This is a genomic window from Microvirga sp. GN3 (assembly GCF_055792825.1).
In genome coordinates this window covers 1-21,642 of sequence record NZ_JBVVAK010000080.1, presented here as the reverse complement: position 1 = coordinate 21,642, position 21,642 = coordinate 1, and the positions used below count along the sequence as shown (strand labels likewise).

At 60.7% G+C, this 21,642-nt stretch carries 19 protein-coding genes; 13 read left to right on the top strand and 6 right to left on the bottom strand.

Features of this window, described 5'->3' with window-relative positions; all coding sequences use genetic code 11:
• Positions 1-11 precede the first annotated feature (11 nt).
• From ACS5Q1_RS29475 to ACS5Q1_RS29460, 4 genes are all read left to right on the top strand, one after another.
• A complete protein-coding gene (locus tag ACS5Q1_RS29475; protein ID WP_473101537.1) occupies positions 12-1,094 on the top strand; it encodes a tartrate dehydrogenase in 1,083 nt (360 codons plus the stop codon).
• Positions 1,095-1,159: 65 nt separating this feature from the next.
• Positions 1,160-2,236 (top strand): tartrate dehydrogenase, encoded by a 1,077-nt coding sequence (locus tag ACS5Q1_RS29470; RefSeq protein WP_473101536.1) that lies wholly within the window; start codon positions 1,160-1,162, stop codon positions 2,234-2,236.
• 582 nt (positions 2,237-2,818) lie between these two features.
• Positions 2,819-3,139 carry a hypothetical protein gene (locus ACS5Q1_RS29465; protein ID WP_473101535.1) on the top strand — a complete coding sequence of 107 codons (321 nt, stop codon included), beginning with the start codon at positions 2,819-2,821 and terminating at the stop codon, positions 3,137-3,139.
• Positions 3,136-3,918 (top strand): M15 family metallopeptidase, encoded by a 783-nt coding sequence (locus tag ACS5Q1_RS29460; protein WP_473101534.1) that lies wholly within the window; start codon positions 3,136-3,138, stop codon positions 3,916-3,918. The genes ACS5Q1_RS29465 and ACS5Q1_RS29460 overlap by 4 nt, the downstream gene beginning before the upstream one ends.
• Positions 3,919-3,981: 63 nt before the next feature.
• On the opposite strand, the gene ACS5Q1_RS29455 is transcribed toward ACS5Q1_RS29460, so the two are convergent.
• On the bottom strand, positions 3,982-4,431 hold the full coding sequence (locus ACS5Q1_RS29455; protein ID WP_473101533.1) for a cupin domain-containing protein: 450 nt from the start codon (positions 4,429-4,431) through the stop codon (positions 3,982-3,984).
• Between the two features lie 303 nt (positions 4,432-4,734).
• Here ACS5Q1_RS29455 and ACS5Q1_RS29450 point away from each other — a divergent pair, with 303 nt between their 5' ends.
• The 6 genes from ACS5Q1_RS29450 to ACS5Q1_RS29425 all read left to right on the top strand — a co-directional run bounded on the left by ACS5Q1_RS29450 (position 4,735) and on the right by ACS5Q1_RS29425 (position 10,814).
• A complete protein-coding gene (locus tag ACS5Q1_RS29450; protein ID WP_473101554.1) occupies positions 4,735-5,382 on the top strand; it encodes a FadR/GntR family transcriptional regulator in 648 nt (215 codons plus the stop codon).
• Entirely contained in the window at positions 5,379-6,551 is a 1,173-nt protein-coding gene (locus tag ACS5Q1_RS29445; protein ID WP_473101532.1) for a PLP-dependent transferase, read from the top strand. Before ACS5Q1_RS29450 ends, ACS5Q1_RS29445 begins: the two co-directional genes overlap by 4 nt.
• 61 nt (positions 6,552-6,612) lie before the next feature.
• Positions 6,613-7,878, top strand: coding sequence for an ABC transporter substrate-binding protein (locus ACS5Q1_RS29440; protein ID WP_473101531.1), 1,266 nt, complete (start codon positions 6,613-6,615; stop codon positions 7,876-7,878).
• Positions 7,879-7,949: 71 nt separating this feature from the next.
• Entirely contained in the window at positions 7,950-8,873 is a 924-nt protein-coding gene (locus tag ACS5Q1_RS29435; RefSeq protein ID WP_473101553.1) for a carbohydrate ABC transporter permease, read from the top strand.
• Positions 8,874-8,916: 43 nt separating this feature from the next.
• Positions 8,917-9,723, top strand: a complete 807-nt coding sequence (locus ACS5Q1_RS29430) for a carbohydrate ABC transporter permease (RefSeq protein WP_473101552.1) — start codon at positions 8,917-8,919, stop codon at positions 9,721-9,723.
• Between the two features lie 11 nt (positions 9,724-9,734).
• Complete coding sequence (locus ACS5Q1_RS29425) at positions 9,735-10,814, top strand: ABC transporter ATP-binding protein (RefSeq protein ID WP_473101530.1); 1,080 nt, start codon at positions 9,735-9,737, stop codon at positions 10,812-10,814.
• 90 nt (positions 10,815-10,904) lie between these two features.
• On the opposite strand, the gene ACS5Q1_RS29420 is transcribed toward ACS5Q1_RS29425, so the two are convergent.
• A complete protein-coding gene (locus tag ACS5Q1_RS29420) occupies positions 10,905-11,324 on the bottom strand; it encodes a hypothetical protein (protein WP_473101529.1) in 420 nt (139 codons plus the stop codon).
• Positions 11,325-11,863: 539 nt separating this feature from the next.
• Here ACS5Q1_RS29420 and ACS5Q1_RS29415 point away from each other — a divergent pair.
• Complete coding sequence (locus tag ACS5Q1_RS29415) at positions 11,864-14,290, top strand: penicillin acylase family protein (protein WP_473101528.1); 2,427 nt, start codon at positions 11,864-11,866, stop codon at positions 14,288-14,290.
• 113 nt (positions 14,291-14,403) lie between these two features.
• Here ACS5Q1_RS29415 and ACS5Q1_RS29410 read toward each other — a convergent pair whose 3' ends face one another.
• On the bottom strand, positions 14,404-14,769 hold the full coding sequence (locus tag ACS5Q1_RS29410; RefSeq protein WP_473101527.1) for an Rv2175c family DNA-binding protein: 366 nt from the start codon (positions 14,767-14,769) through the stop codon (positions 14,404-14,406).
• A 331-nt stretch (positions 14,770-15,100) separates the two neighbouring features.
• Between ACS5Q1_RS29410 and ACS5Q1_RS29405 the strand changes: the two genes are divergently transcribed.
• The gene (locus tag ACS5Q1_RS29405; protein WP_473101526.1) at positions 15,101-16,126 is read left to right on the top strand and encodes a methyltransferase; all 1,026 of its coding nucleotides are present in this window, start codon (positions 15,101-15,103) and stop codon (positions 16,124-16,126) included.
• Between the two features lie 247 nt (positions 16,127-16,373).
• Here the strand turns inward: ACS5Q1_RS29405 and ACS5Q1_RS29400 are convergent, their stop codons facing one another.
• The 3 genes from ACS5Q1_RS29400 to ACS5Q1_RS29390 form a co-directional block, all read right to left on the bottom strand.
• Positions 16,374-17,183 (bottom strand): MIP/aquaporin family protein, encoded by an 810-nt coding sequence (locus ACS5Q1_RS29400; RefSeq protein ID WP_473101525.1) that lies wholly within the window; start codon positions 17,181-17,183, stop codon positions 16,374-16,376.
• Positions 17,173-18,489: a family 1 glycosylhydrolase gene (locus ACS5Q1_RS29395; protein WP_473101524.1), complete on the bottom strand. Its 1,317-nt coding sequence runs from the start codon at positions 18,487-18,489 to the stop codon at positions 17,173-17,175. Before ACS5Q1_RS29395 ends, ACS5Q1_RS29400 begins: the two co-directional genes overlap by 11 nt.
• 207 nt (positions 18,490-18,696) lie before the next feature.
• Positions 18,697-19,488: an alpha/beta fold hydrolase gene (locus tag ACS5Q1_RS29390; RefSeq protein ID WP_473101523.1), complete on the bottom strand. Its 792-nt coding sequence runs from the start codon at positions 19,486-19,488 to the stop codon at positions 18,697-18,699.
• 373 nt (positions 19,489-19,861) lie between these two features.
• On the opposite strand from ACS5Q1_RS29390, the gene ACS5Q1_RS29385 reads away from it, so the two are divergent.
• The gene (locus tag ACS5Q1_RS29385; RefSeq protein WP_473101522.1) at positions 19,862-21,487 is read left to right on the top strand and encodes a serine hydrolase; all 1,626 of its coding nucleotides are present in this window, start codon (positions 19,862-19,864) and stop codon (positions 21,485-21,487) included.
• Positions 21,488-21,642 lie beyond the last annotated feature (155 nt).

The window sequence follows — 21,642 nt, the reverse complement described above, 5'->3', positions numbered from 1 at the left end:
CAGGTTTTCACATGGCACAGGATCAAAAGAAGCGGTATCGACTGGCAGTCATTCCAGGCGATGGCATCGGCAAGGAAACGACGCCCGAAGGGGTGCGTGTCTTGGAGGCTGCCGCTAAGAAGTTCGGCTTCGATCTGCAGCTCGATCATTTCGACTTCTCGTCCTACGATTACTATGCCAAGCACGGCCGCATGCTGCCGGAGGACTGGAAGGCGCAGATCGGCTCGCACGATGCCATCTTCTTCGGAGCCGTCGGCTGGCCGGAGAAGATCCCGGATCATATCTCCTTGTGGGGCTCGCTGCTGCAATTCCGGCGCGAGTTCGATCAATACATTAACCTCAGGCCAGTGCGGCTGATGCCGGGTGTGCCGACGCCGCTCGCCAACCGCAAGCCCGGTGACATCGACTTCTGGGTCGTGCGCGAAAACACCGAGGGTGAGTATTCCTCTATCGGCGGCAAGATGTTCCCCGGCACGGAACGCGAGGTCGTCATCCAGGAAACCGTGATGACACGCATCGGCGTCGATCGCGTGCTGCAATTCGCCTTCGACCTCGCGCAGAAGCGGCCCAAGAAGCATCTGACCTCGGCCACGAAGTCGAACGGCATTTCCATCACGATGCCCTATTGGGACGAGCGCGTGGAGGAGATGGCCAAGCGCTATCCGGACGTGAAGTGGGACAAGTACCACATTGACATCCTCACGGCCCATTTCGTGCTGCATCCCGACTGGTTCGACGTGGTCGTTGCCTCGAACCTCTTCGGCGATATCCTTTCCGATCTCGGACCAGCCTGCACCGGCACCATCGGCATTGCACCCTCGGGCAATATCAACCCGGACAGCAATTTCCCTTCCCTCTTCGAGCCGGTTCACGGTTCGGCGCCCGACATCGCCGGGCAGGGGATCGCCAATCCCATCGGACAGATCTGGGCCGGCGCCATGATGCTGGAGCATCTGGGTGAAACGGAAGCCGCCGCCGCTATCGTCCAGGCCATTGAGGATGTCTTGAGCGAGCGGACCCTGCGCACCCGCGATCTTGGCGGGAATGCCGGAACCGAGACCACAGGCAAGGCCGTAGCCGACGCGCTCGGCTAGTCCGGGACAAAGAATATCGATCCTCGGTCGCCTCATGATGGTGGCCGACAACATCAGGTGCAATCATGAACAGCTACAAGATCGCAGCCATCCCCGGCGATGGTATCGGCAAGGAAGTCATCGCGGCCGGCGTTGAGGTTCTTCAGACCTTGGCAACCCGCGACGGCGGCTTCACGCTCGATTTCGAGACTTTCGACTGGGGCTCGGACTACTACAAGAAACATGGCGCCATGATGCCTGAGAGCGGTCGCGAGACCCTTAAAAGTTTCGACGCGATCTATTTCGGCGCAGTCGGCGCGCCGGACGTCCCCGACCATGTCACCCTGTGGGGATTGCGCCTCGCGATCTGCCAGCCCTTCGATCAATATGCGAACGTGCGCCCGACGCGCATCCTGCCCGGGATCGAAGGGCCTCTTCGCAACGTGGCGGCGAAGGATCTCGATTGGGTGATCGTACGCGAGAACTCCGAAGGCGAATACGCTGGCCAGGGTGGACGATCGCATCGTGGCCTGCCGGAAGAGGTGGCGACGGAGGTCTCGATCTTCACCCGCGCCGGCGTCACCCGCATCATGCGCTTTGCCTTCGAGGTGGCGCGCTCACGTCCGCGCAAGCTCCTCACGGTGGTGACAAAGTCGAATGCGCAGCGCCACGGCATGGTGATGTGGGACGAAATCGCCGCCGAAGTGGCTGCGTATTTCCCCGACGTGACCTGGGACAAGATGCTCGTCGATGCCATGACCATGCGCATGACCTTGAGGCCGCAGAGCCTCGACACCATCGTGGCGACCAACCTGCATGCCGACATCCTGTCCGATCTCGCAGCGGCCCTGGCAGGCTCGCTCGGCATCGCCCCCACGGCGAACCTCAACCCGGAGCGGAAGTTCCCGTCGATGTTCGAGCCGATCCATGGTTCGGCCTTCGACATCACGGGCAAGGGCATCGCCAATCCCGTCGGGACCTTCTGGACGGCCACGATGATGCTCGAGCACCTCGGCGAGAAACCAGCTGCCGAGCGTCTCATGCGCGCCATCGAGCGGGTGACCGCCGATCCATCGCTGCACACGCCGGATCTGGGAGGCTCGGCCACGACCCGTCAGGTCACGGACGCCGTGATCGCGGCCATTCAGGGCGACAACGCTTAAGACGGTGGGGGCTCTTGTCTCGTGCGCTCCGGCAATCGCTGTTCAAGAATCGTCCCCACGTCGGTGAGTTGTTCGCATACACGTAGTCAGCCTACGGCCACGCAACAGCGTACCGGGCGGAGTGACTGCCACGACGGCGTCCTCAGTTTCGTCGATGCCGTCGCTGGCAACCGTGTCGTTCCAAAGTCAGGCGTTTCTGCATGTCGTACCTAAGCGGGCTTCGTGCAGAGGGAGCTTCATGACTTGAGCCAAAGCAGGCATCCCAGAGACCTGGCAGCACGTGCGCCACGCAGACTTTCGCTTGCAGCGGTAACTTTCTGTTAACGTCTCAGGTGCAGCCTTTTGATGTGCCGATACGGCACGGTCGTTGTTTCCTCTGAAACTGGCCGTGAAAGGCGGCCTCCCTTGAGCGCCAAGCGCAACTGGCGCTCTTTCTTTGATGAGAATGCTCGGTCTAAGGACAGGACATGTCTGCCGAGAGCCATATTGTCAGTAAATACATGGCGACAGTTCCAGAACGGGGATTTCGGACTGTCTGCGCGCGCTTACATTTTATCGTCAACGGTATAGAGGGGAATAGTTATGACTATCCGCATCGCCACCGCTGCTGCCCTTCTGCTGGCAGCCACCGCCGCCATGGCTGCGCCGACGAAGCCGAACTCGGTCTCGGCCGTCCTCATCACCAATGCTCGTGAGGTTACGGTAACCGACATTTCTGTTGAGGCCGATGGGCAAACCGTACGATTGGCGAAACCGCTCGCACCAAAAGGAAAAGCCACATTGAAGCTGCCGAGGATGTCCGGCTGCATTGTGGCCGTTGCGGCGACTTTCGAGGATGAATCGACTGCCGAACTCCCCGAACTGGATGTGTGCAAGGATAGGACCGTCCGCTTCACGGATTGAGCGCTGTTGCGCCAAGATTTTCCTATCAAGCTTATACACGTGCGACCGATGACATTCGATTCAGCGCATCGGTCGCGCAGGTGGGCGGTATCCTGCGCTCCGATCAGGTTCAATCGTCTCCCAGGATTGAATGCTGCTGCCTTAATTTGAAACCAACCGGCTGTAACTGTTCTATAGCCATGATTCAAAGAGCGCGTCTCCTCGACATCGTCTTACTCAGCCTCGCATTTGCCAGCGTCAGCCAGGGTGCTGGGGCTCAGGCCAATCCCGGCAGTGGATCTCGAAGCTCCTCAAGCATCACTGACTATCCGCTTTATGGGCCGGATGGTGTCTATGCGAAGATCCCCGCCAGAGACGAGTTCGGGCGGAATCAACTCGGCATGTTTCACGCGTGGAACCCTGACCCGGTAGGACACCATCAGGCGAATCTCCGGGCTCTCAATCCCATTCTCGCCAGCGTGGTTCGGAAGGCGCAAGCCGACAATCCCGGCCAGCGCTTCGTCATCGGTTCTGGCAAGCGCGATGGACGGATCCAACGAATGGCCGTGGCTTGGGGCTGGTCCAGGACGCAGGGCAGTCTGCATCGGTCCGGAAACGCCGTTGATCTATGGCCGCTCGATCGGGAGGGGCGGGTCTTCTTTGATTCAGTGGTCCAGAACCAGATCGCCTTTGCGATGAAAAGGGCGGCCGCAGAACTGGGCATCCCCATCCGCTGGGGAGGCCATTTCTACGGATTCAAGAATGCGGACCGCTCGCACTTTGAGCTTGCGCTGCCATAGCCGAAGCACCGGCTTACCGCATCGAACGCCATCCAGGCTCAGTGCGTGATCCCTTTTCCTGCCTCACTCGTTCGCTTCGGGCGGGAGAAAATTGATCTCGTGTTCCGCGGAGAGTTGCAGAACGCGTGGAATGTCGCTCAGTTCGTGCAGCGCATCGAAGAGCGCTTCCAACTTGCCTGCGGGCGAAACCCAGAACAAGGCGCGTGCCGGCACATCCGACTTGTTGAAGTAGCCGTGCGGGATGCCCCGCGGCATGCGTACCAGGTCGCCGGCCTTCGCCACGCTCCAGGCGCCATCGAGCTTCAGATGGAGTTCTCCCTCAAGCACCAGGATGAACTCGTCCTGCGTGGGATGGATATGAACCGGAACATGCTGTCCAGGATCGCTGTTGGTTTCGAAGGCAAAGGTCGAGTCGCAAGAGGCCTTCGGAAAATAAGTCTGGCCGAGGATTGTCCACGACTTGCCCCGATATCCTTCGCCCGCCGGTGTGATGCCCTTGTCGAGATCAGCCATCGCTGTCGCCCCCTCCCGTGGATTGCGCATGCGGGGGCAGCATGGCCGGGCTCGAGCCCCGGCCACAACTGGTCATAGGGGTTAAATCTCACTTGGCTCGGCTTGCGAGTCCGGTCGTGCCTTCACGGGCGCCTTGACAAGATTCCAGCCTTCATTCAGCTTTAAAGTTGTCAGACCAATTTGAGGCGATCGCCCCAGGGCGGACGCTTTCAGGCATAGGGTTCGGCACTGGAGGCTCACGCTGTGCAGGATGAGTGGCGACCTCAAGCTCCCCGTGTCACATCGGCACGCCTCTCGGGTGCGATGCGAGCCGTCGCCGACTTCATAGGACGCTCGGATCTTCAGCCCGGAGATTGTCTCCCGCCGGAACGCGAACTGATGGCGGAACTTTCGGTCGGACGCTCCACCATCCGCGAAGTGATCAGACACTGGCAGGCGCTGGGTGTCGTCGAGAGCCGCAGGGGCAGCGGCACCTATCTGGTGCGTCGGATCTCGCCGGAGACCATGCACCTTCCGCTCGCGGTTGACAGCGGGCGCAACGGACTTCTGCAGATGCTGGAGGTCCGACGGGGTCTGGAGGTCGAGGCAAGCGCTCTTGCCGCGATGAGGGCGGGGGCAACCGATCTCGAGCGGATCGAGTCGAAGCTCCTGATCATGGAAGCGGTGCATCGTGAGAAGGGCTGCGCCGGTCCGGAGGATCTCGCTTTCCACCTGTCGATCTACGATGCCAGCGGCAATCCGATCTTCAACCAGCTTCTGTCCCAGATGCGCGACAGCGTGCAGACCCTGTTCGGGATGTCGCGCGTGCGGGTCGACTTCGCCGCCCGCTCTTTCCCTTTTCATCGTGAGCTGTTCGAGGCGATTGCAGCCAAGGACCCCGATGCCGCCCGAGCCAAGACCCTCGCGATCCTCGCCATCGTGGAGGAAGATATCAAGGACATGATCAAATGAGCCCACCTGTCGATCCGCTGGCACGTGCCATGGCCATCCTCGCTCACGACGGGGACCATGCCTACGAGGCAGTCGTGCCGCCGATCGCCCAGACCTCCCTCTTCACCTTCGGCTCCTATGCAGAGATGGAGGCGACCTATCGCGGCGAGAAGGTTCGTCCCACCTATACGCGGGGCCTCAATCCGACGGTTCGTCTGTTCGAGGAGAAGATGGCCGCCCTGGAATGCGGCGAGGATGCCATCGGATTTGCCAGCGGCATGGCGGCGATCTCTTCTACCGTCCTGGCCTTCATTCGGCCCGGCGATCGGATCCTGTGCGTCGAGCATGTCTATCCCGACGCCTATCGTCTCTTCCAGACCTATCTCAAGGGTATGAACGTGACGGTCGATTATGTGGACGGTCGCGATCTCGATGCGGTGCGGCGCGCTCTACCCGGCGCACGTCTCTTCTACATGGAAAGCCCGACCAGCTGGCTCATGCATGTCCATGATGTCGCCACGATGGCAAAGATGGCCCGCGAGTACGGCGCGATCTCCATCATCGACAACAGCTGGGCGAGTCCGATCTTTCAGCAGCCGCTCACTCTCGGCGTGGACCTCGTGCTGCACTCCGCCTCGAAATATATCGGCGGTCATAGCGATGTGGTGGCGGGCGTGGTGGTCGGCTCAAAGGCCCTGATCGGGGAGATTCGTTCTCGCATCTACCCCTATCTCGGTGGCAAGCTGTCTCCCTTCGATGCCTGGCTCCTCCTGCGTGGCCTGCGGACGCTGCCGATCCGCATGCGGGCCCATGAGGCCGCCGGGCTCCACGTTGCGCGCCAACTCGCCGAGCGTCCCGACGTGGTCGCGGTCCATCATCCTGGTCTCGGCAATGCCCTGCCCGACGGGCTACAGGGGACGTCCGGTCTCTTCTCATTCGAGTTCGACGGCAGTGTTGATATTCCGAGATTCGCCGACGCCCTGCGCTTCTTCAAACTCGGCGTGAGCTGGGGCGGACACGAGAGCCTCGTGGTTCCGGCGCAGGTGGTGCGTGTGCAGGCCGCCGGTCCTAACTCGGCGACTGATTTCGGCGTATCGGAACGCATCGTGCGCCTCCATGTGGGCCTTGAGGGCCAGGACGCGCTGGTTGCCGATCTCTTCCAGGCCATCAGGGAGGCGAAAATGACCTGACATGAACCTTCACATAGGAGCGGTCGAACATCTTCGCGACGAACAAGACAGAGGGAAGACCATGATCCAACGCCTATTGCTCGCCACTGCGCTCGCCACCGTCTTTGCCGGCAGCGCTCTCGCCCAAACAACCCTGAAACTCACCGAAGTCATCACCAGCCCCGAGCGCACGGAGACGCTGAAGGGCATCGTGAAGAGCTTTGAGGATGCCAATCCCGGTGTCAAAGTGGAGATCACGTCCCTGCCATGGGGGCAAGCGTTTGAGAAATTTGCCACCATGGTGTCTGCCGGCGACACGCCCGACGTGGTCGAGATGCCGGACCGCTGGCTGTCGCTTTACGCCAACAATGGCGCGCTGGAGAGCCTCGAGCCCTACCTGAAGACATGGCCGAACACCGCTGGGCTCACAGACAAGGCCCTGGAGGTCGGACGAACCGTCAAGAACACGGCCTATATGCTGCCTTACGGCTTTTACCTGCGCGCGATGTTCTACAACAAAAAGCTCTTCGAGCAGGCGGGTGTGAAAGAACCCCCGAAGACCCTTGAGGAATTCGAGGATGTGTCGAAGAAAGTCTCTGCCGTTCCGGGCAAATACGGCTACTGCCTGCGCGGCGGGCCCGGTGGCCTCAATGGATGGGTGATGTTCGGCGCCACCATGGCGGGCGACAACACCTTCTTCAAGCAGGACGGAACCTCCACTTTCGCCGACGAGGGCTGGGTGAAGGGAGTCACGTATCTCACGGATCTCTACAAGAAGGGCTATGCGCCGAAGGATAGCGTCAACTGGGGCTTCAATGAGATCGTGGCGGGCTTCTATTCCAGCACCTGCGCGATGCTCGACCAGGATCCGGATGCGCTCATCGCCATTGCCGAACGCATGAAGCCCGATGAGTACGGCGTGGCGCCGTTCCCGAAGGGCCCGGCCGGCAAGGCCTTCCCGACCATCGGCTATGCCGGCTGGTCGATGTTCGCCAACAGTAGGAACAAGGAGCTGTCCTGGAAGCTCATCTCGGCGCTTGCGAGCCCGGACGGCAACATTGCGTGGAACAAGAGGACGGGTGCGCTGCCGATCTACAAGTCCGCCGAGACCGATCCATTCTATTCCGGCCCGCAGTTCAAGGGCTGGTTCGAAGAATTGGCGGATAAGAACGTTGTGCCGACCATCATGCCGACCTACCTGCAGGAATTCGCTTTCTTTGCTGATTCGCTCGCAGTGAAGACGAGCCAGCAGGCGCTCCTCGGACAGATCGCCCCGAAGGACATGGCGGCACAATGGGCCGACTACATGACCAAGGCGCAGAAGAAATATCTCGCGTCGAAAAAGTAAGTCTGGGACGGCGCGGCAGCCTGTGCCGCGCCGTTCAGCTCTGATTGTTCCAGGAGGGCCGCATGTCCACGATGTCCTTCGTCGAGGAGGCCACGCATCCGCAGCGCACGCCGTTACGCAGGCTCGCACTGAAGGCAGAGCCTTATCTCTATATCGCTCCCTCCGTGATCCTGATCGCGACCATCATGCTCGTGCCGCTCGTGATCGGTCTGTCCTATTCCTTCCGCGACATGCAACTGCTTAATCCCTTCAGCGGCGGCTTTGTGGGGACGGAGCATTTCGAGGCCCTCTGGACCGATTCGGCGTTCTGGCATGCAATGCGAAACACGCTGGTCTGGACCTTCGCGTCCGTTGCGCTCCAATTTGCCTTCGGTTTGGTGCTGGCACTACTCTTGAACAATGCGTTTCCAGGGCGGGGTGTCGTACAGGCGCTGGTCTTTCTGCCTTGGGCAGTGCCGACTTTCCTGTCCGGGCTCAACTGGGCTTGGCTGTTCAACCCGGTGGTCGGTCCGCTGCCGCACTGGATGGCGGCTGTCGGCATTCTCTCCAGCCCAGAGAACATTCTGTCCGATCCGGACCTCGCGATCTGGGGGCCGATCATCGCCAATGTCTGGTGGGGCATTCCATTCTTCGCCATCACGCTGCTCGCCGCGCTCCAGTCCATTCCGCAGGACATTTATGAGGCAGCATCCATCGATGGGGCGGGTGCGTGGCGGTGCTTTACCGACATCACCATCCCATTCCTGGCTCCGACGATTGCCATCGCGGTGCTGTTGCGGACCGTCTGGATCGCCAATTTTGCCGATCTGATCATCGTCATGACCAACGGCGGCCCGGCCGACAGCACGCAGATCGTGTCGAGCTACATCTTCACCCAGGCCTTCCGACGGCTCGATTTCGGCTATGCCTCCGCGGTGGCAGTGGTCCTTCTGGTTCTACTCCTCGCCTATTCCTTCGTGATCATCCTGCTCCGTCAGGCCTTGCTGAGACGATGAGGACGTGCCTGTGAAATCCTCCACGCGCAATACCTCCTACTGGATCCTGCATTACGGGCTGCTTGCCATTTATGTGACCTTCGCCCTGTTTCCCCTCTACTGGCTGCTCAAGGTCTCAGTTACACCTAATGACCTTCTCTATAGCGAGGGCATCCGGTTCTGGCCGTCGCGCACGTCGCTTAACCATTATGCCTTCGTGCTCGCCCACAGCGATTTTCCGCTCTTCTTCAAGAACAGTCTCATCGTTTCGGGTGGCACCGCCGTCGTGGTGACGCTCGTCGCTGCCTTCTCTGGCTATGCCATGTCCCGCTTCAGCTTTCGCGGCAAGATGTGGCTGGTGGGTTTGATGCTTGTCACGCAGATGTTCCCGCTCGTCATGCTGGTGGCGCCGATCTTCAAGCTCTTCTCGCCGCTCGGGCTGACGAACAGCCTGACCGGTCTGGTCATCGTCTACACCGCATTCAACATTCCATTCGCAACCTTCCTGATGCAGTCCTTCTTCGATGGCATTCCGAGGGATCTGGAGGAAGCCGCGATGATCGACGGCGCATCGCGCTTCCGCGCCTTTCGGCAGATCATTCTCCCGCTGACGCTCCCGGGTGTCGCCGCCACCCTCGGCTTCGTGTTCACGGCCGCCTGGAGCGAATTGCTCTTCGCCCTGATGCTGGTGTCAAAGGCTGAGGCCAGCACGTTTCCGGTGGGGCTCCTGAGCTTCGTATCGAAGTTCTCCGTCGATTTCGGACAGATGATGGCGGCAGGTATTCTGGCGCTAATCCCCGCCTGCCTCTTCTTCCTCCTCATCCAGCGTTATCTCGTCCAGGGCCTCACGGCTGGTGCGGTCAAAGGCTAAGGGATCCCGTCATGGCTTCGATCGATATTCAGGGTGTCCGCAAGACCTATGGGGTGGTGCCCGTCCTTCACAATATCGACTTGTCAATTCACGATGGGGAGTTCGTTGTCCTAGTCGGGCCCTCGGGCTGTGGCAAGTCCACGCTTCTGCGCATGATCGCCGGGCTCGAGGGTATCACCAGCGGCGCGATCCGCATCGGTGGGCAGGTGGTCAACGAGCTTGCACCCAAGGACCGGGACATTGCCATGGTGTTCCAGTCCTATGCCCTGTACCCGCACATGACCGTCCGAGACAACATGAACTACAGCCTGAGGCTCCGTGGTACGCCGGCGGACCGTATGGTCAGCGTCATCTCTGCGGCCGCCCACAAGCTCGGACTGGATACCTTGCTGGATCGTAAGCCCCGGACACTGTCCGGAGGGCAGCGCCAGCGCGTCGCCATGGGGCGTTCGATCGTGCGCCAGCCGAAAGCTTTTTTATTCGATGAACCCTTGTCGAATCTCGATGCGCGTCTCCGCGAACAGATGCGTGTCGAAATCAAGAAGTTGCATCGCGACCTGGGGACGACATCGATCTACGTCACCCATGACCAGGTGGAGGCTATGACCCTGGCAGATCGTATCGTCGCCATGAACGGAGGCGTCATCCAGCAGGTCGGTACGCCGCTCGATCTTTACGAGCGCCCAGCCAACCTCTTCGTCGCGGGCTTCATTGGCTCCCCCGCCATCAACATTCTTGATGGTGTCCTCCGCCGTGACGGGGAACATACGGCTATCGAGTTCGGCTCGGGCGAGAGGGTGTCTGTCGTCTCCCGAATCCCGGGACAGGATAACCAGATCGTGAAAGTGGGGATACGTCCGGAGGACGTCAGGATAACGGACCAAAAAGAGGGGGCGCTTACGGGACAGGTCGAACTCGTGGAGCCGATGGGGCTGGGAACCATCGTTCACATCGGAACAAATCATGGTACGTTGAAGGTATTCGTGCTGGAGCGGCGTGACCATGGGGTCGATGCGCGTGTATCCTACACGTTACCTGCCGCCAAAATACACATTTTCGATGCGGCGACAGGTGAGAGACTGTCAGAATAGTTCACCGGTTGGCACTGCTCCACTTTTGCGCTGGCCCTTTAACCGGTTGGGTTGACGATATCCTCATGCCTCCCGGCGGATGGAGAAGCGTCAGATACCAGTCCCCTTCACCTTGGTGACCATCTCCCAGTTGTCTCCAGCGGCGATGATGCATGTCTTGCCGTCAGTCGCTGTCATCACCATTGACCACGAGCCGGACGAAGAGGCGAAGACTTCCAGAACCTGCCCTGACTGTGCCAAGCCGATCCCGACAGGGCTTTCCTTGTACTGATCGGACAACAGCTCCACGAGTTTCTCTCGGGTAGCACATACCACCTGAGCGTGAGCGGACGAGGGCCCGAATGCAACCAAGCCACCAAGCACGGAGATCACAGCAAGGGAACGGCTGGTCGACACGTAGCGCGGACAAGCAACAACCCTAACTGGAACCGGCTGCCGAACAATGAGGAGCGTCTTGAGCCAGTGAGCCACCTTGGGGATGGAGATCAGGCGAAGGGTCTTCAAGTTCATCGAAACCTCCTGTTACTGATTCCAAGCGTCGCATATGGCCTCACGACTTGCTGTGACGAGCGTCACACAACCTCTTCTGGTGGTTCTGTCGCAACTCGTTCTTTCCTATCGCCGGGCAACGACCTTGCCGGGAGACAGACGCAGGATGTTCAAGCGGCTGGCAATGGTATCGTCATTCGAACGAGGTGAGATTGGATGTTGCCTTATGAAGGCCATGTCAGATTGGCACGGAGCTGACCCAGCTGGGCGAAGCGCTCCGGTAAAGCTCTCCGGCCGGGCCCGCTACCGTGCCCCGCTACCGTGCCAGGGGACAACACCTCATCCATAGCATCTGTTTGTGGCCTGAATTGGCGCGATCTGGCGAACTAGTGTCGCTTACTGTCCCGACAACCCGCTCGATCCTGATACCAGCCCTGTCAGGAATGCAATTGTTCCAACCCTGTCCAAAGTCCGACCATCGGGCTGATCTGATTCCTGCGCGCCACTCCTATCCTGGAGAGAAAGGGAACAGACCGTTCGTTGACAGGGAGGAACATACGATGAGGACGCTGACCCGAACCGCACGTCTCGTGCCCTACATCAGTGCTCTGCTTGCGAGCACGGCCATTCCGGCCTGGGCCGAGATGTCGAGTGCGGCCCGGACAAGTTCACACGAGGTACAGGGGCTCCAGCAGCCCGCCGAGCTGATCGTCGATCAATGGGGCATCCCGCATATCTATGCCGGCAGCACCCGCGACGCGATCTTTTTACAGGGCTACAATGCGGCACGCGACCGGCTCTGGCAGATCGATCTCTGGCGCAAGCGCGGCCTGGGCCTGCTCGCGAAGGACTTCGGCCCCAGCTACGTCGCACAGGACCGGGCGACTCGGCTGTTCCTCTATCGCGGTGACATGAATCAAGAATGGGCCGCCTATGGTCCTGATGCAAAGAACTATACGGAAGCGTTCGTGGCCGGCATCAATGCCTTTGTCGACGAGGCGCGTAGCGGTCGCAGGCCTGTTCCGGTCGAATTTCGAGTAGCCGGAACGATGCCCGATCGCTGGACGCCCGAAGATGTCGTGCGCATCCGAAGCCATAGTCTCACCCGCAATGTTGCATCTGAGGTGTCACGGGCGCGCGTGGCTTGCGCAGCCGGGCTCGAGGCCGATCGTTTCCGGCGCAAGATCGAACCTGACTGGACCACCAAGATGCCTGATGGTCTCGACCCTTGTTCGATCCCACGCGAGGTGCTGAACGACTATCAGCTTGCAACGCGCGATGTCACCTTTGCAAAGCCGGGACAGCAGCGCACTTCAATTGATCCCGACAAGTTCCTCGCCGAGGCGGATGATCGTGTGAGCACCATCGGCTCGAACAACTGGACCATTGCGCCCAGTCGCACGGCGACAGGCCGTCCGATCCTGGCCAATGATCCGCACCGGGCGCATAGCGTGCCGTCGCTGCGCTATATCGTGCACCTCAACTCACCCGAACTCTCGGTGATCGGTGCCGGAGAGCCGGCACTCCCTGGCATCTCTATCGGGCACAATGGCCAGATCGCCTTTGGCCTGACCATCTTTGCCATCGATCAGGAGGATCTCTTCGTCTACGAGCTCAATCCGGGCAATCCCAACCAGTACCGCTACCGCGACGGCTGGGAGGATATCAGGGTTGTGCGCGAGACGATCGAGGTGAAAGGCGAAACGCCACGCGAGGTCGAACTCCGCTTCACGCGACATGGCCCCATCCTGCATGCTGATCCGGCACAGCGCCGAGCGTTCGCTATGCGCTCCGTCTGGTTCGAGCCCGGCACCTCGGCCTATTTCAACTCGGCGGAGTACATGACCGCCAAGGATTGGAACGGCTTCAAGAAAGCCATGGCGAATTGGGGCGCCCCCTCCGAGAACCAGGTCTATGCCGACGCCTCGGGCAACATCGGCTGGATTGTCGGTGGCCGCTCGCCGCTGCGCCCGAATTGGGATGGTCTCATGCCGGTTCCCGGCGACGGCCGCTACGAGTGGTCCGGGTTCCTGAAAGGCGAGGAACTGCCGCAGGTCTATAATCCGGAAAGCGGTTGGTTCGCCACCGCGAACGAAATGAACCTTCCAGCCGGCTATCCGGTGGCCGAGCGCAAGGTTGGCTTCGAATGGTCGGATCCCTCGCGCATCACCCGTATCAAGGAAGTTCTTGCATCGAAGGAGAAGATCACGCTTGCCGACGCCATGGCTCTGCAGACGGACGATTACACCGTCAACGGACGTCGGCTGGTCAAGCTGCTTGAGCCGATAGCATCCGAAGATCCTATGCTCGCTGAGGGGTTAAGACTGCTCAAGCAATGGGATCATCGCGCTTCGGCGGACAGTGCCGCCGCAGCTCTGTTTGAGGTCTGGATGACGAAGCATCTCGGGCGCGCTCTGACTGCGAAGGCGATTCCTGAACCAGCCCGCGCGGCCCTCGGCACGAGCGACATCGCGGCGGTCGTCGATTACCTTGGGAACCCTGACAAGGCTCTTGGCCCTGATCCAATCGTAGCCCGCCAGCAGATCCTGCTCGAAAGCCTGGGGAGCGCCATGAACGAGGTGCGCCAAGCGCTCGGTCCGGACACCTCGAACTGGACCTGGGGCAAGCTGCATCACGCGCAGTTCGAGCACGCCCTGGCTCCCCTGGCGGACGATCCAACCCGCGCTCAGATGATGGTGGGCCGGCTGGCGATGGGCGGCTCCGCCTTCAGCCCCCGTGCAGCGTCCTACCGCTCGTCCGACTTCCGCGTGACAGCGGGCGCATCCTTCCGGATGGTTCTGGATGTCGGCAACTGGGACCAGAGCGTGACCATCAGCACTCCCGGTCAGTCGGGCAATCCGTTCAGCGCCCACTACCGCGACTTGGCTCCACTCTGGACGGCCGGCGACTATGTACCGCTCGTTTACTCGCGCGCGGCCGTCGAGCGGGCGGCCCGCGATGTCACCAAGCTGGTCCCGGCCCGCTAACAATTCTCACCTCCGCTGCTCTGTTGATTCAGAGCAGCGGGTTTGTTTCGTCGGGAGAGATCCTGAGCAGCCGCCCGTGCGGCATGGCCGGGCGTATGCAAAAAACCAGCAGCTCAGTCGGCTTTGTGAGAGTGGGCAATCTGAATAACTTCGGTGACATGTCCCCGTCGTAGGGCCTCAATTGGTGACGTGCCACCGAGGGCAGGATCCGCGGTGAGCAGCCACTCGAGGCGCATCCATGGCGAGCGGATCGGCATGGAGCGGAGCGCATCGGACAGTCCTGACACCATGCCGCCGATCTCGAGCTGACATGCCGGATAGGCGGTGCCACCCGGGAGAGGCAGGGCAATGACCGCGCCCTCGGCTGCCAGCTCCTGCAACGTGACGACATCCATGCCGAGCATGCGGGCCGCATCGGGCGCACTGAGGGTGCCACCCGCTCTGCGGAGAAGATCGGCTTTGATATCTTCCGTTCTCACGCTCGTGCTCCTGACTGACGATGGGAAGGATATCACGAGCAGGGCAGCATAAGGAATCGTGGAGCGATCATGCCGCACAGGAGTGGTCCTCGCTGGCTGGGCCAATCATCGTGTGGCGGGCTCCGGAGCTTCCTGCCCGTAGCGCCCGGGACTGGTGATTGTCTGCCGGCGGGGTAACACCTGATTGCAGTCGTAATCTGTCTTCTCTCCTGCATCATCGTCGCGCTCGGGTGCGCGAAGATCCGCTCTCCGTCTCCCGGGAATCCAGGTCGCTGCCGGTGAAGCCGTGCCAATGGCTCGCCGCATCCATTCCTAGCGGAGGAGACATCCAATGACACCGACGACAGCGATATCTCCCGAGAAGATTCTCCAACTCGGGAGCGCCTTCTGGGCCTCCAAGACGCTTCTCAGTGCCGTGGAGCTAGGGATCTTTACGAAGCTTGCTGAGAGCGGACCGCTCGAGGTCGCGCAGGTCCGCGATGCGCTGGGCTTGCACGAGCGCAGCGCCCACGATTTCCTGGATGCGCTGGTGGCCCTCGGCATGCTCCAGCGGGATCCGGATGGACGCTACACGAACACACCCGAAACAGACCTCTACCTCGACCGCAACAAGCCCTCGTATGTCGGGGGCATGCTCGAGATGATGAACGGGCGGCTCTACCGGTTCTGGGGCAATCTTACCGAGGCGCTCAGGACCGGTCTGCCACAGAACGAGATCCGGCACGGGGAGCCTGACCTGTTCGCGGCTATCTATGCGGAGCCCGCACGCCTGGAACTGTTCCTCAGTGCCATGACGGGCCTAAGCCTGCCCACCGCACGGGCGATCGCAAACGCTTTCCCTTGGGCCGAGTATCGCACCTTTGCCGATGTTGGTTGCGCCCAGGGTGGCCTGACCGTGGAGATTGCCCGCGCTCATCCTCACCTGACCGGCTACGGCTTCGATCTCCCCGCCGTGCAACCGGTATTCGAGCGGTATGTGGCACAACAGGGGCTCGACCAGCGCTTGACCTTCCAGGCTGGCGATTTCTTCAAAGACCCTCTTCCCGGTGTCGATGTTCTCGTGATGGGCCATATCCTTCACGATTGGGGTCTCCAGGAAAAGAAGCTGCTCCTGCGGAAGGCCCACGAGGCGCTGCCCAAGGGAGGTGCGCTCATCGCCTACGACGCCATGATCGATGATGGACGCCGCGAAAATGCGTTCGGTCTGCTCATGAGCCTGAACATGCTCATCGAGACTCCTGCCGGCTTCGACTACACCGGTGCGGACTGCCGAAACTGGATGGAGGAGGCCGGCTTTCAGGATGTGCAGATCCGGCCGTTGCAAGGCCCCTATTCGGCTGCAATCGGGCGGAAGTAGAGGGGTGCGCAAGGTCTGTTCAACAAGCCTCGGAGAGTGTGGTCAAACTCCATCTTTCCCATGATGGGTATGGCGATCAAATAAGGGCCCAAGTCTACCGTTCTTTGCTTGCTAGAGCATCGGACCCAAAAGTGGATTTGCACTTTTGGGATCCATCCGATGCCTCGTACTTTAATGTGCGCATCGTCTAGTGCGGAAAACCGGATCCACTTTTCACTAGCGCGGCCCTTCGAGCCCGCACGATGCGCTAGACCTCAAGATGGAAATGGAATAGGCGGGCGACCGTCACGCGGGGCAGGTGGACAGCCTCAAGTCGGACGAGGCCAGCATACAAGACTGCTCCGAGCGAAGGCCCCACCATGTAGATCCAGGGGTCTATGGGTATATTGGCCACAAGAGCCGGTCCAAACGAGCGCGCTGGGTTTGCACTTGCACCGGAGATGGGAGCCTCCAGCCATACCAGGATCGAGAGGACGGCAGGCATGACGAGTGGGGTGAAGCGCTGTGTGCGAGGATGGGCCGCCGTGGTGAGGATGGCAAGAATGAGCAGAAACGTCACTCCAGCTTCGCCTAGCATGGCTGCCCAGGCGGGGACTTCTGGTCCCGGCTGCGTCGCGCCGAACGCAACGCTTTGCCCCATGGATCCCCAAGCCAGGAGAGGCATGGCACCAACCACGCTGCCGGCCAACTGGGCCAGGATGTAAAGAGCCGCATCGCGCCACGCCAATTTGCCCTCCAGCCAAAATGCAAGCGTTACGGCAGGGTTGATGTGCGCACCGCTGATCCGACCGATGGGCGAGACTGCAATCAGGGCGCCGACCGATCCGAACAATCCTCCCGTCAGAAACAAGCGCAATCCTTCGGTAGGGATCAGCCTCGATCCCGGACTGCCCTGCCCGAACATGAGGATGACGACAGACATTCCGAGTAGCACCAGCAAGCCCGTGCCGATGAACTCGGCCACATACAGAGCAGGATGTAGCCGACCAGGAGGAAAGGGAGCGCCATGAAGTGGCTTGTCTTGGGCGGGCCGCACGGGCACGCGTTCATCCCGCATGATCGGTCATCGTCTGCGATGCCGTAGTGCCGCGGCGCAGGTCCTGAGCCGCTTCCTGCTGGGATATAGCTTGCGCACTGCCGGATTGGCTCGGCTGAATGATCGGAAGCGTGAGGCATACGCTCTGCGTCGGCAGAACCCTGCGCCATCTCTGGATCAGTTGCTGATAGGCCTTGCCGACAGGCCGGATATTGCGATCCAGATCATAAAGGCCAAGGGGATTCACTCGGCCATTGTCTTCACGCAAGGCCGTGTCCCAATCGACTTGATCCGTCAGCGAGTACCAAGTGAATCCGACGATAGGAACTCCGCTGTTGCGGACCCGCAGGACGTTGGCCCACTCCTTCCGCAACCAGATTGCCGCTTCATCACCGTTGGCACCCTGTGCCAAGTTCGTCTCGGTGTGCATGACCGGAAGTCGGTAGCGGTCGTAATATTGTCGGGTGATCTCGGCGTATCCGAAGATTTCTCCGGCCGCCCAGGTTCGCCCATCGGGCGCGACCCGATGTTCGTTCGTGATGTAGTAGTCGTTCCCCATGATGCAGTGCTGCCGCAGATGGTGCGTCAGAAAGAACAGGTACTCGTCGCGCGTCATTCCATTGTCCAGAAGGAACTGGTACATCTCGGAGTCGACCTGGCGACCGTAGTTGAGATCGAGGGAGAGGAACCGGCGTGCGTTCAGGGTCTCGGCGTTCCCGATCGCGTCGGGCTCGTCAGCATGGAAGTATTCAGACGACTCACTTTGAATGAAGATCGCATCGGGGCGGATCTCGAGGATTGCCGCCATGGCCAGGACATTCGCCTTCACGATGTGCTTGAGCGCCGTTACGAAGGCTGTGTCGTTGGCAAGCTGCTCATTCCACCAGCCATACGCCGCCGAGAAGGTGGCACAGACGAACATCTCGTTCACGGGTGTATAGAGCTGCACCCATGGAAATCGTTGCGCAAAGGCGCTGGCGTACTCGGCGAACAGGGTCGGAAAATCGGGGTTTTGGAAATTGCCGATCCAGTCCGGCACTCCGAAATGGCAGAGATCGACGATGGGGACGACGTCGAGGGTCTTGAGTACACCGAATGTCTCGTCCGGAAAGCTCCAGTCATATCGGTCGTGACCGAGCCAGACGCGGTGGATCGGCGGCCCGTAGCGCAGGTAGCGGATGTCGAGTTCCTGAAGGAGTTCGAAATCCCTCCGCCAGTGCGTGTAGTGGCCGCACTTGTCCATCTCGTCGACGCGGGCGCTGCCGTTCTTGATCGTCGGATAGCTGTTCTCGATACCGGTCGCAAACATGAACCAGGGAGCTGCCATCGCGGGCCTCCAAGCAGGGCCCACCAAAGCCCCTCGATCAAAGGGGTCAGGCGAACTCGCCCGACCGACGCAGGATACTGGCCTCTCATGAAATCATACGTTGATTGCGGGCCACCGCAAAGGCGCGCAGCAGTGGCCGGCTGCCTCAAATGGCGTACTCCGACCGATAGAGAGGTCGAGCGAGAGCTCAACCAGCTGCGCCTCCTGTCACAGGCGGGGGGGCCCGCTCCCGGTACGGAGGCACCTCCGGGCGACGAAGCTCCGGATCGCCATCCCGACCTCTTGCGCAGCCTCAAGCGGGAGGAGATGTCCGGCTCCCGCAATCTCGATATGGGTGGCGTCGACCAGGCGGGACATGACCTCGGCAGCGATCACATGGGGCGGAATGATCGGGTCATCGCTCCCGCCCAGCACCAGAACTGGGCAGGCAACTCGCTTGGCTTGCGCCGTAATGTCCTCGCGGCTGCCCTGCGCGAGCCACCAGCGCCAGGCCTCGGGCGAGGTCAGGAGATTGTCTTCAATGCAGATCGCGACGTCTCCTGCCAGGATGGGGCGCCGCGTGATCGTGCGAATGGTTCGCTCCGCCGATGTCTGGTCGCCATGCGTTGCGAGCAGGCGGGTTCGTTCTTTCTCGTCCATCGGTTCAGGCGAGGGAGGTGAGGGAGCGACAAGAACGAGTCCTGCCAGCTCCGAAGGGTTCGCGGCCGCGCACGAGAGCGCTAGCTTGCCTCCCATTGAATGGCCAACCAGAACGTAGCTCTCAAGACGAAGCTCACCGATGAACTGAGCGACCGCCTGGGCCACCGAGTGCACGCTGTAGGCGGGCAGCGGCGCCGAACGACCGAAGCCGGGCAGGTCGATGCACAGGCATCGGCTGCTGCTCGATAGCTCTCCGGCAACATGGACCCATGACCGCAGGGAGCCGGCAAAATAGTGAAGGAAGATCAAGGCAGGGGATCCGCCGCCTTGATCTTCGAGGTGAAGCGCAGATTCGCTCATGCTCCCACCGCCATTCATGCAAGCCCTCGTGCCGTCCTATCGCTCTGATAGGACCGACAGAACGGCGGGGGCCCACGAAGAGTGGATCATTTGCGGTGCACAGCCAACGGCTATTGCGTGGAGGCGTTTCGGCCCGGTCGCTTCCAGAAGAAGATCAAAAGTCTAGTTCGGCATATGAGCAGACCGTCAATGGCCACGATTCAGGCCTTTTTGACCGAACGCGGAAATTTCGGAACGTAAGAGCGCGCGCGACGACAACATATCGGAGGCGTTGCTGGGAGCAAGTTGGGATCTCGTCCATAGGCGCGCCAGCGCCGAAGAGCACGTTGTGCTATAAGAGTAATAATCGCGTCCATCGGCGGAGGACTCTGCTATGATGATGACCCCTTGCCGGAGCTGTCGAGCCGTGCTGGCCGTCTCGCCCGCAAAGCCACGAGCCTTCGATGCCGTGGGCATCATGCTGCCACTCTTGCTCGCCGTAGCGCTGGCCGTTCTAGCCAGTCAGGATGTCGCGAAGGCTGCGGAACCGTCAGAATCTGGACCAGCATTAGGGACGCGGATCCAGGCGCTGATCCCGGAAATCGAGACCTATGCTGAAGGCGGGATGAAGGCCTTCGACTTGCCCGGTCTCGCCCTCGGGATCGTCGCCAATGATCGTCTCGTTTACGGCAAGGGTTTTGGCGTACGAAGCAAGGCCGGTGGGGGGCCGGTCGATACGCGCACGGTCTTCCAGATCGGCTCGACCACCAAGGCCTTTCTCGCTACGACCCTGGCCATCATGGTCGATCGCGGCAAGCTGCGCTGGGACGACCGCGTCGTCGATCTCGATCCGGAATTTCAGCTCAAGGATCCTTGGGTGACGCGAGAGTTTCGCGTCTTCGACCTGCTTGCTCAGCGGTCCGGACTACCGCCCTACGCCAACGACGCACTCGGGCTGTTGGGTCTCGCCGAGCCGGCATTGATCCGTTCCCTCCGCTATGTCGAGCCGGCTTCAAGCTTCCGGTCGACCTTCGCCTATACCAACATCACCCATCTTTTGGCAGGCCGCGTTGTGGCGAAGGCTGCGGGCGCTGCCGACGGGGACACGGTTCTCCGTCAGGAGCTGCTCGAGCCCTTGGGGATGACAAACTCGTCCTACACGGCCGAAGCTATCGAAGCCGCGGCCAATCATGCACAGGGCCACCGTTGGACACCCGAGGGCACGATCGAGGTGCCGTTCACGCAACTTTTCCCGTACGATTTCGGTGGAGCCGGCGACATCAACTCCACCATCGACGATATGGCGCGCTGGGTTCGATTGCAGCTCGGTAATGGCACTTTCGAGGGGCACCGCATCGTCTCGCCGGAGAGCCTCGCCTTTACCCGCACGCCGAAAGTCGCGATCTCCGACAAGCTGTTCTACGCGCTGGGTTGGATCATCCAGCAGACGCCGAATGGCAACATCGTTTGGCATAACGGGGGAACGGCAGCCTTTGGTGCCTATGTCGGGATGGTGCCTGACAAAAATATCGGCGTGATCGTCCTCACTAACGAAACGAACGTCGGTTTCCCGGATGCAATCGGGCAGTGGATTCTGGACCTCATTCTTGGCAACGCCAAAGTGGATCATGTCGCTGATGCGTTGAAGGCGGCAAAAGCCAATTTCGGGACTGCCGCCAAGCTGTTTGCCAAGCCCGAGAATCCACGGCCATTCCCACCGCTCGCACCGCTGGCCGGGAGTTTCTCCAACCCAAGCTTCGGCAAGGCGGTGGTGGTAGTGGAAGGCGATGCGCTTGTCATGGAGCTCCAAGCGACAGGCGCGAAGCTGCGACTTGAGCCTTGGGATGGGGGTGTTTTCACGGCACGCGTCATGCCGAATGGCCGGTTTGCGGCGATGGCCGACAATCTTGGTCCTCTGCCGAACGGTTTCGTTCAGTTTCAGATCGATAAGAATGCCAAGCTTAATTTGCTCCGCCTCTCCTTCGATGACGGACAGGCCTATGAGTTCCATCGCGAATAGCAACTAAGCGGACTCGTGGCAATAGCCCGACCTAGGTGTTTGATCCCGGGGTTTGATGGTGCATTCTTATCGCCGGAATGGAGGGATGCGCTATGGGCCAGGTTCTCCATGGGAGCGCCACAACGACAGAGGCAGTCCGTCGAGCAATACAGCAT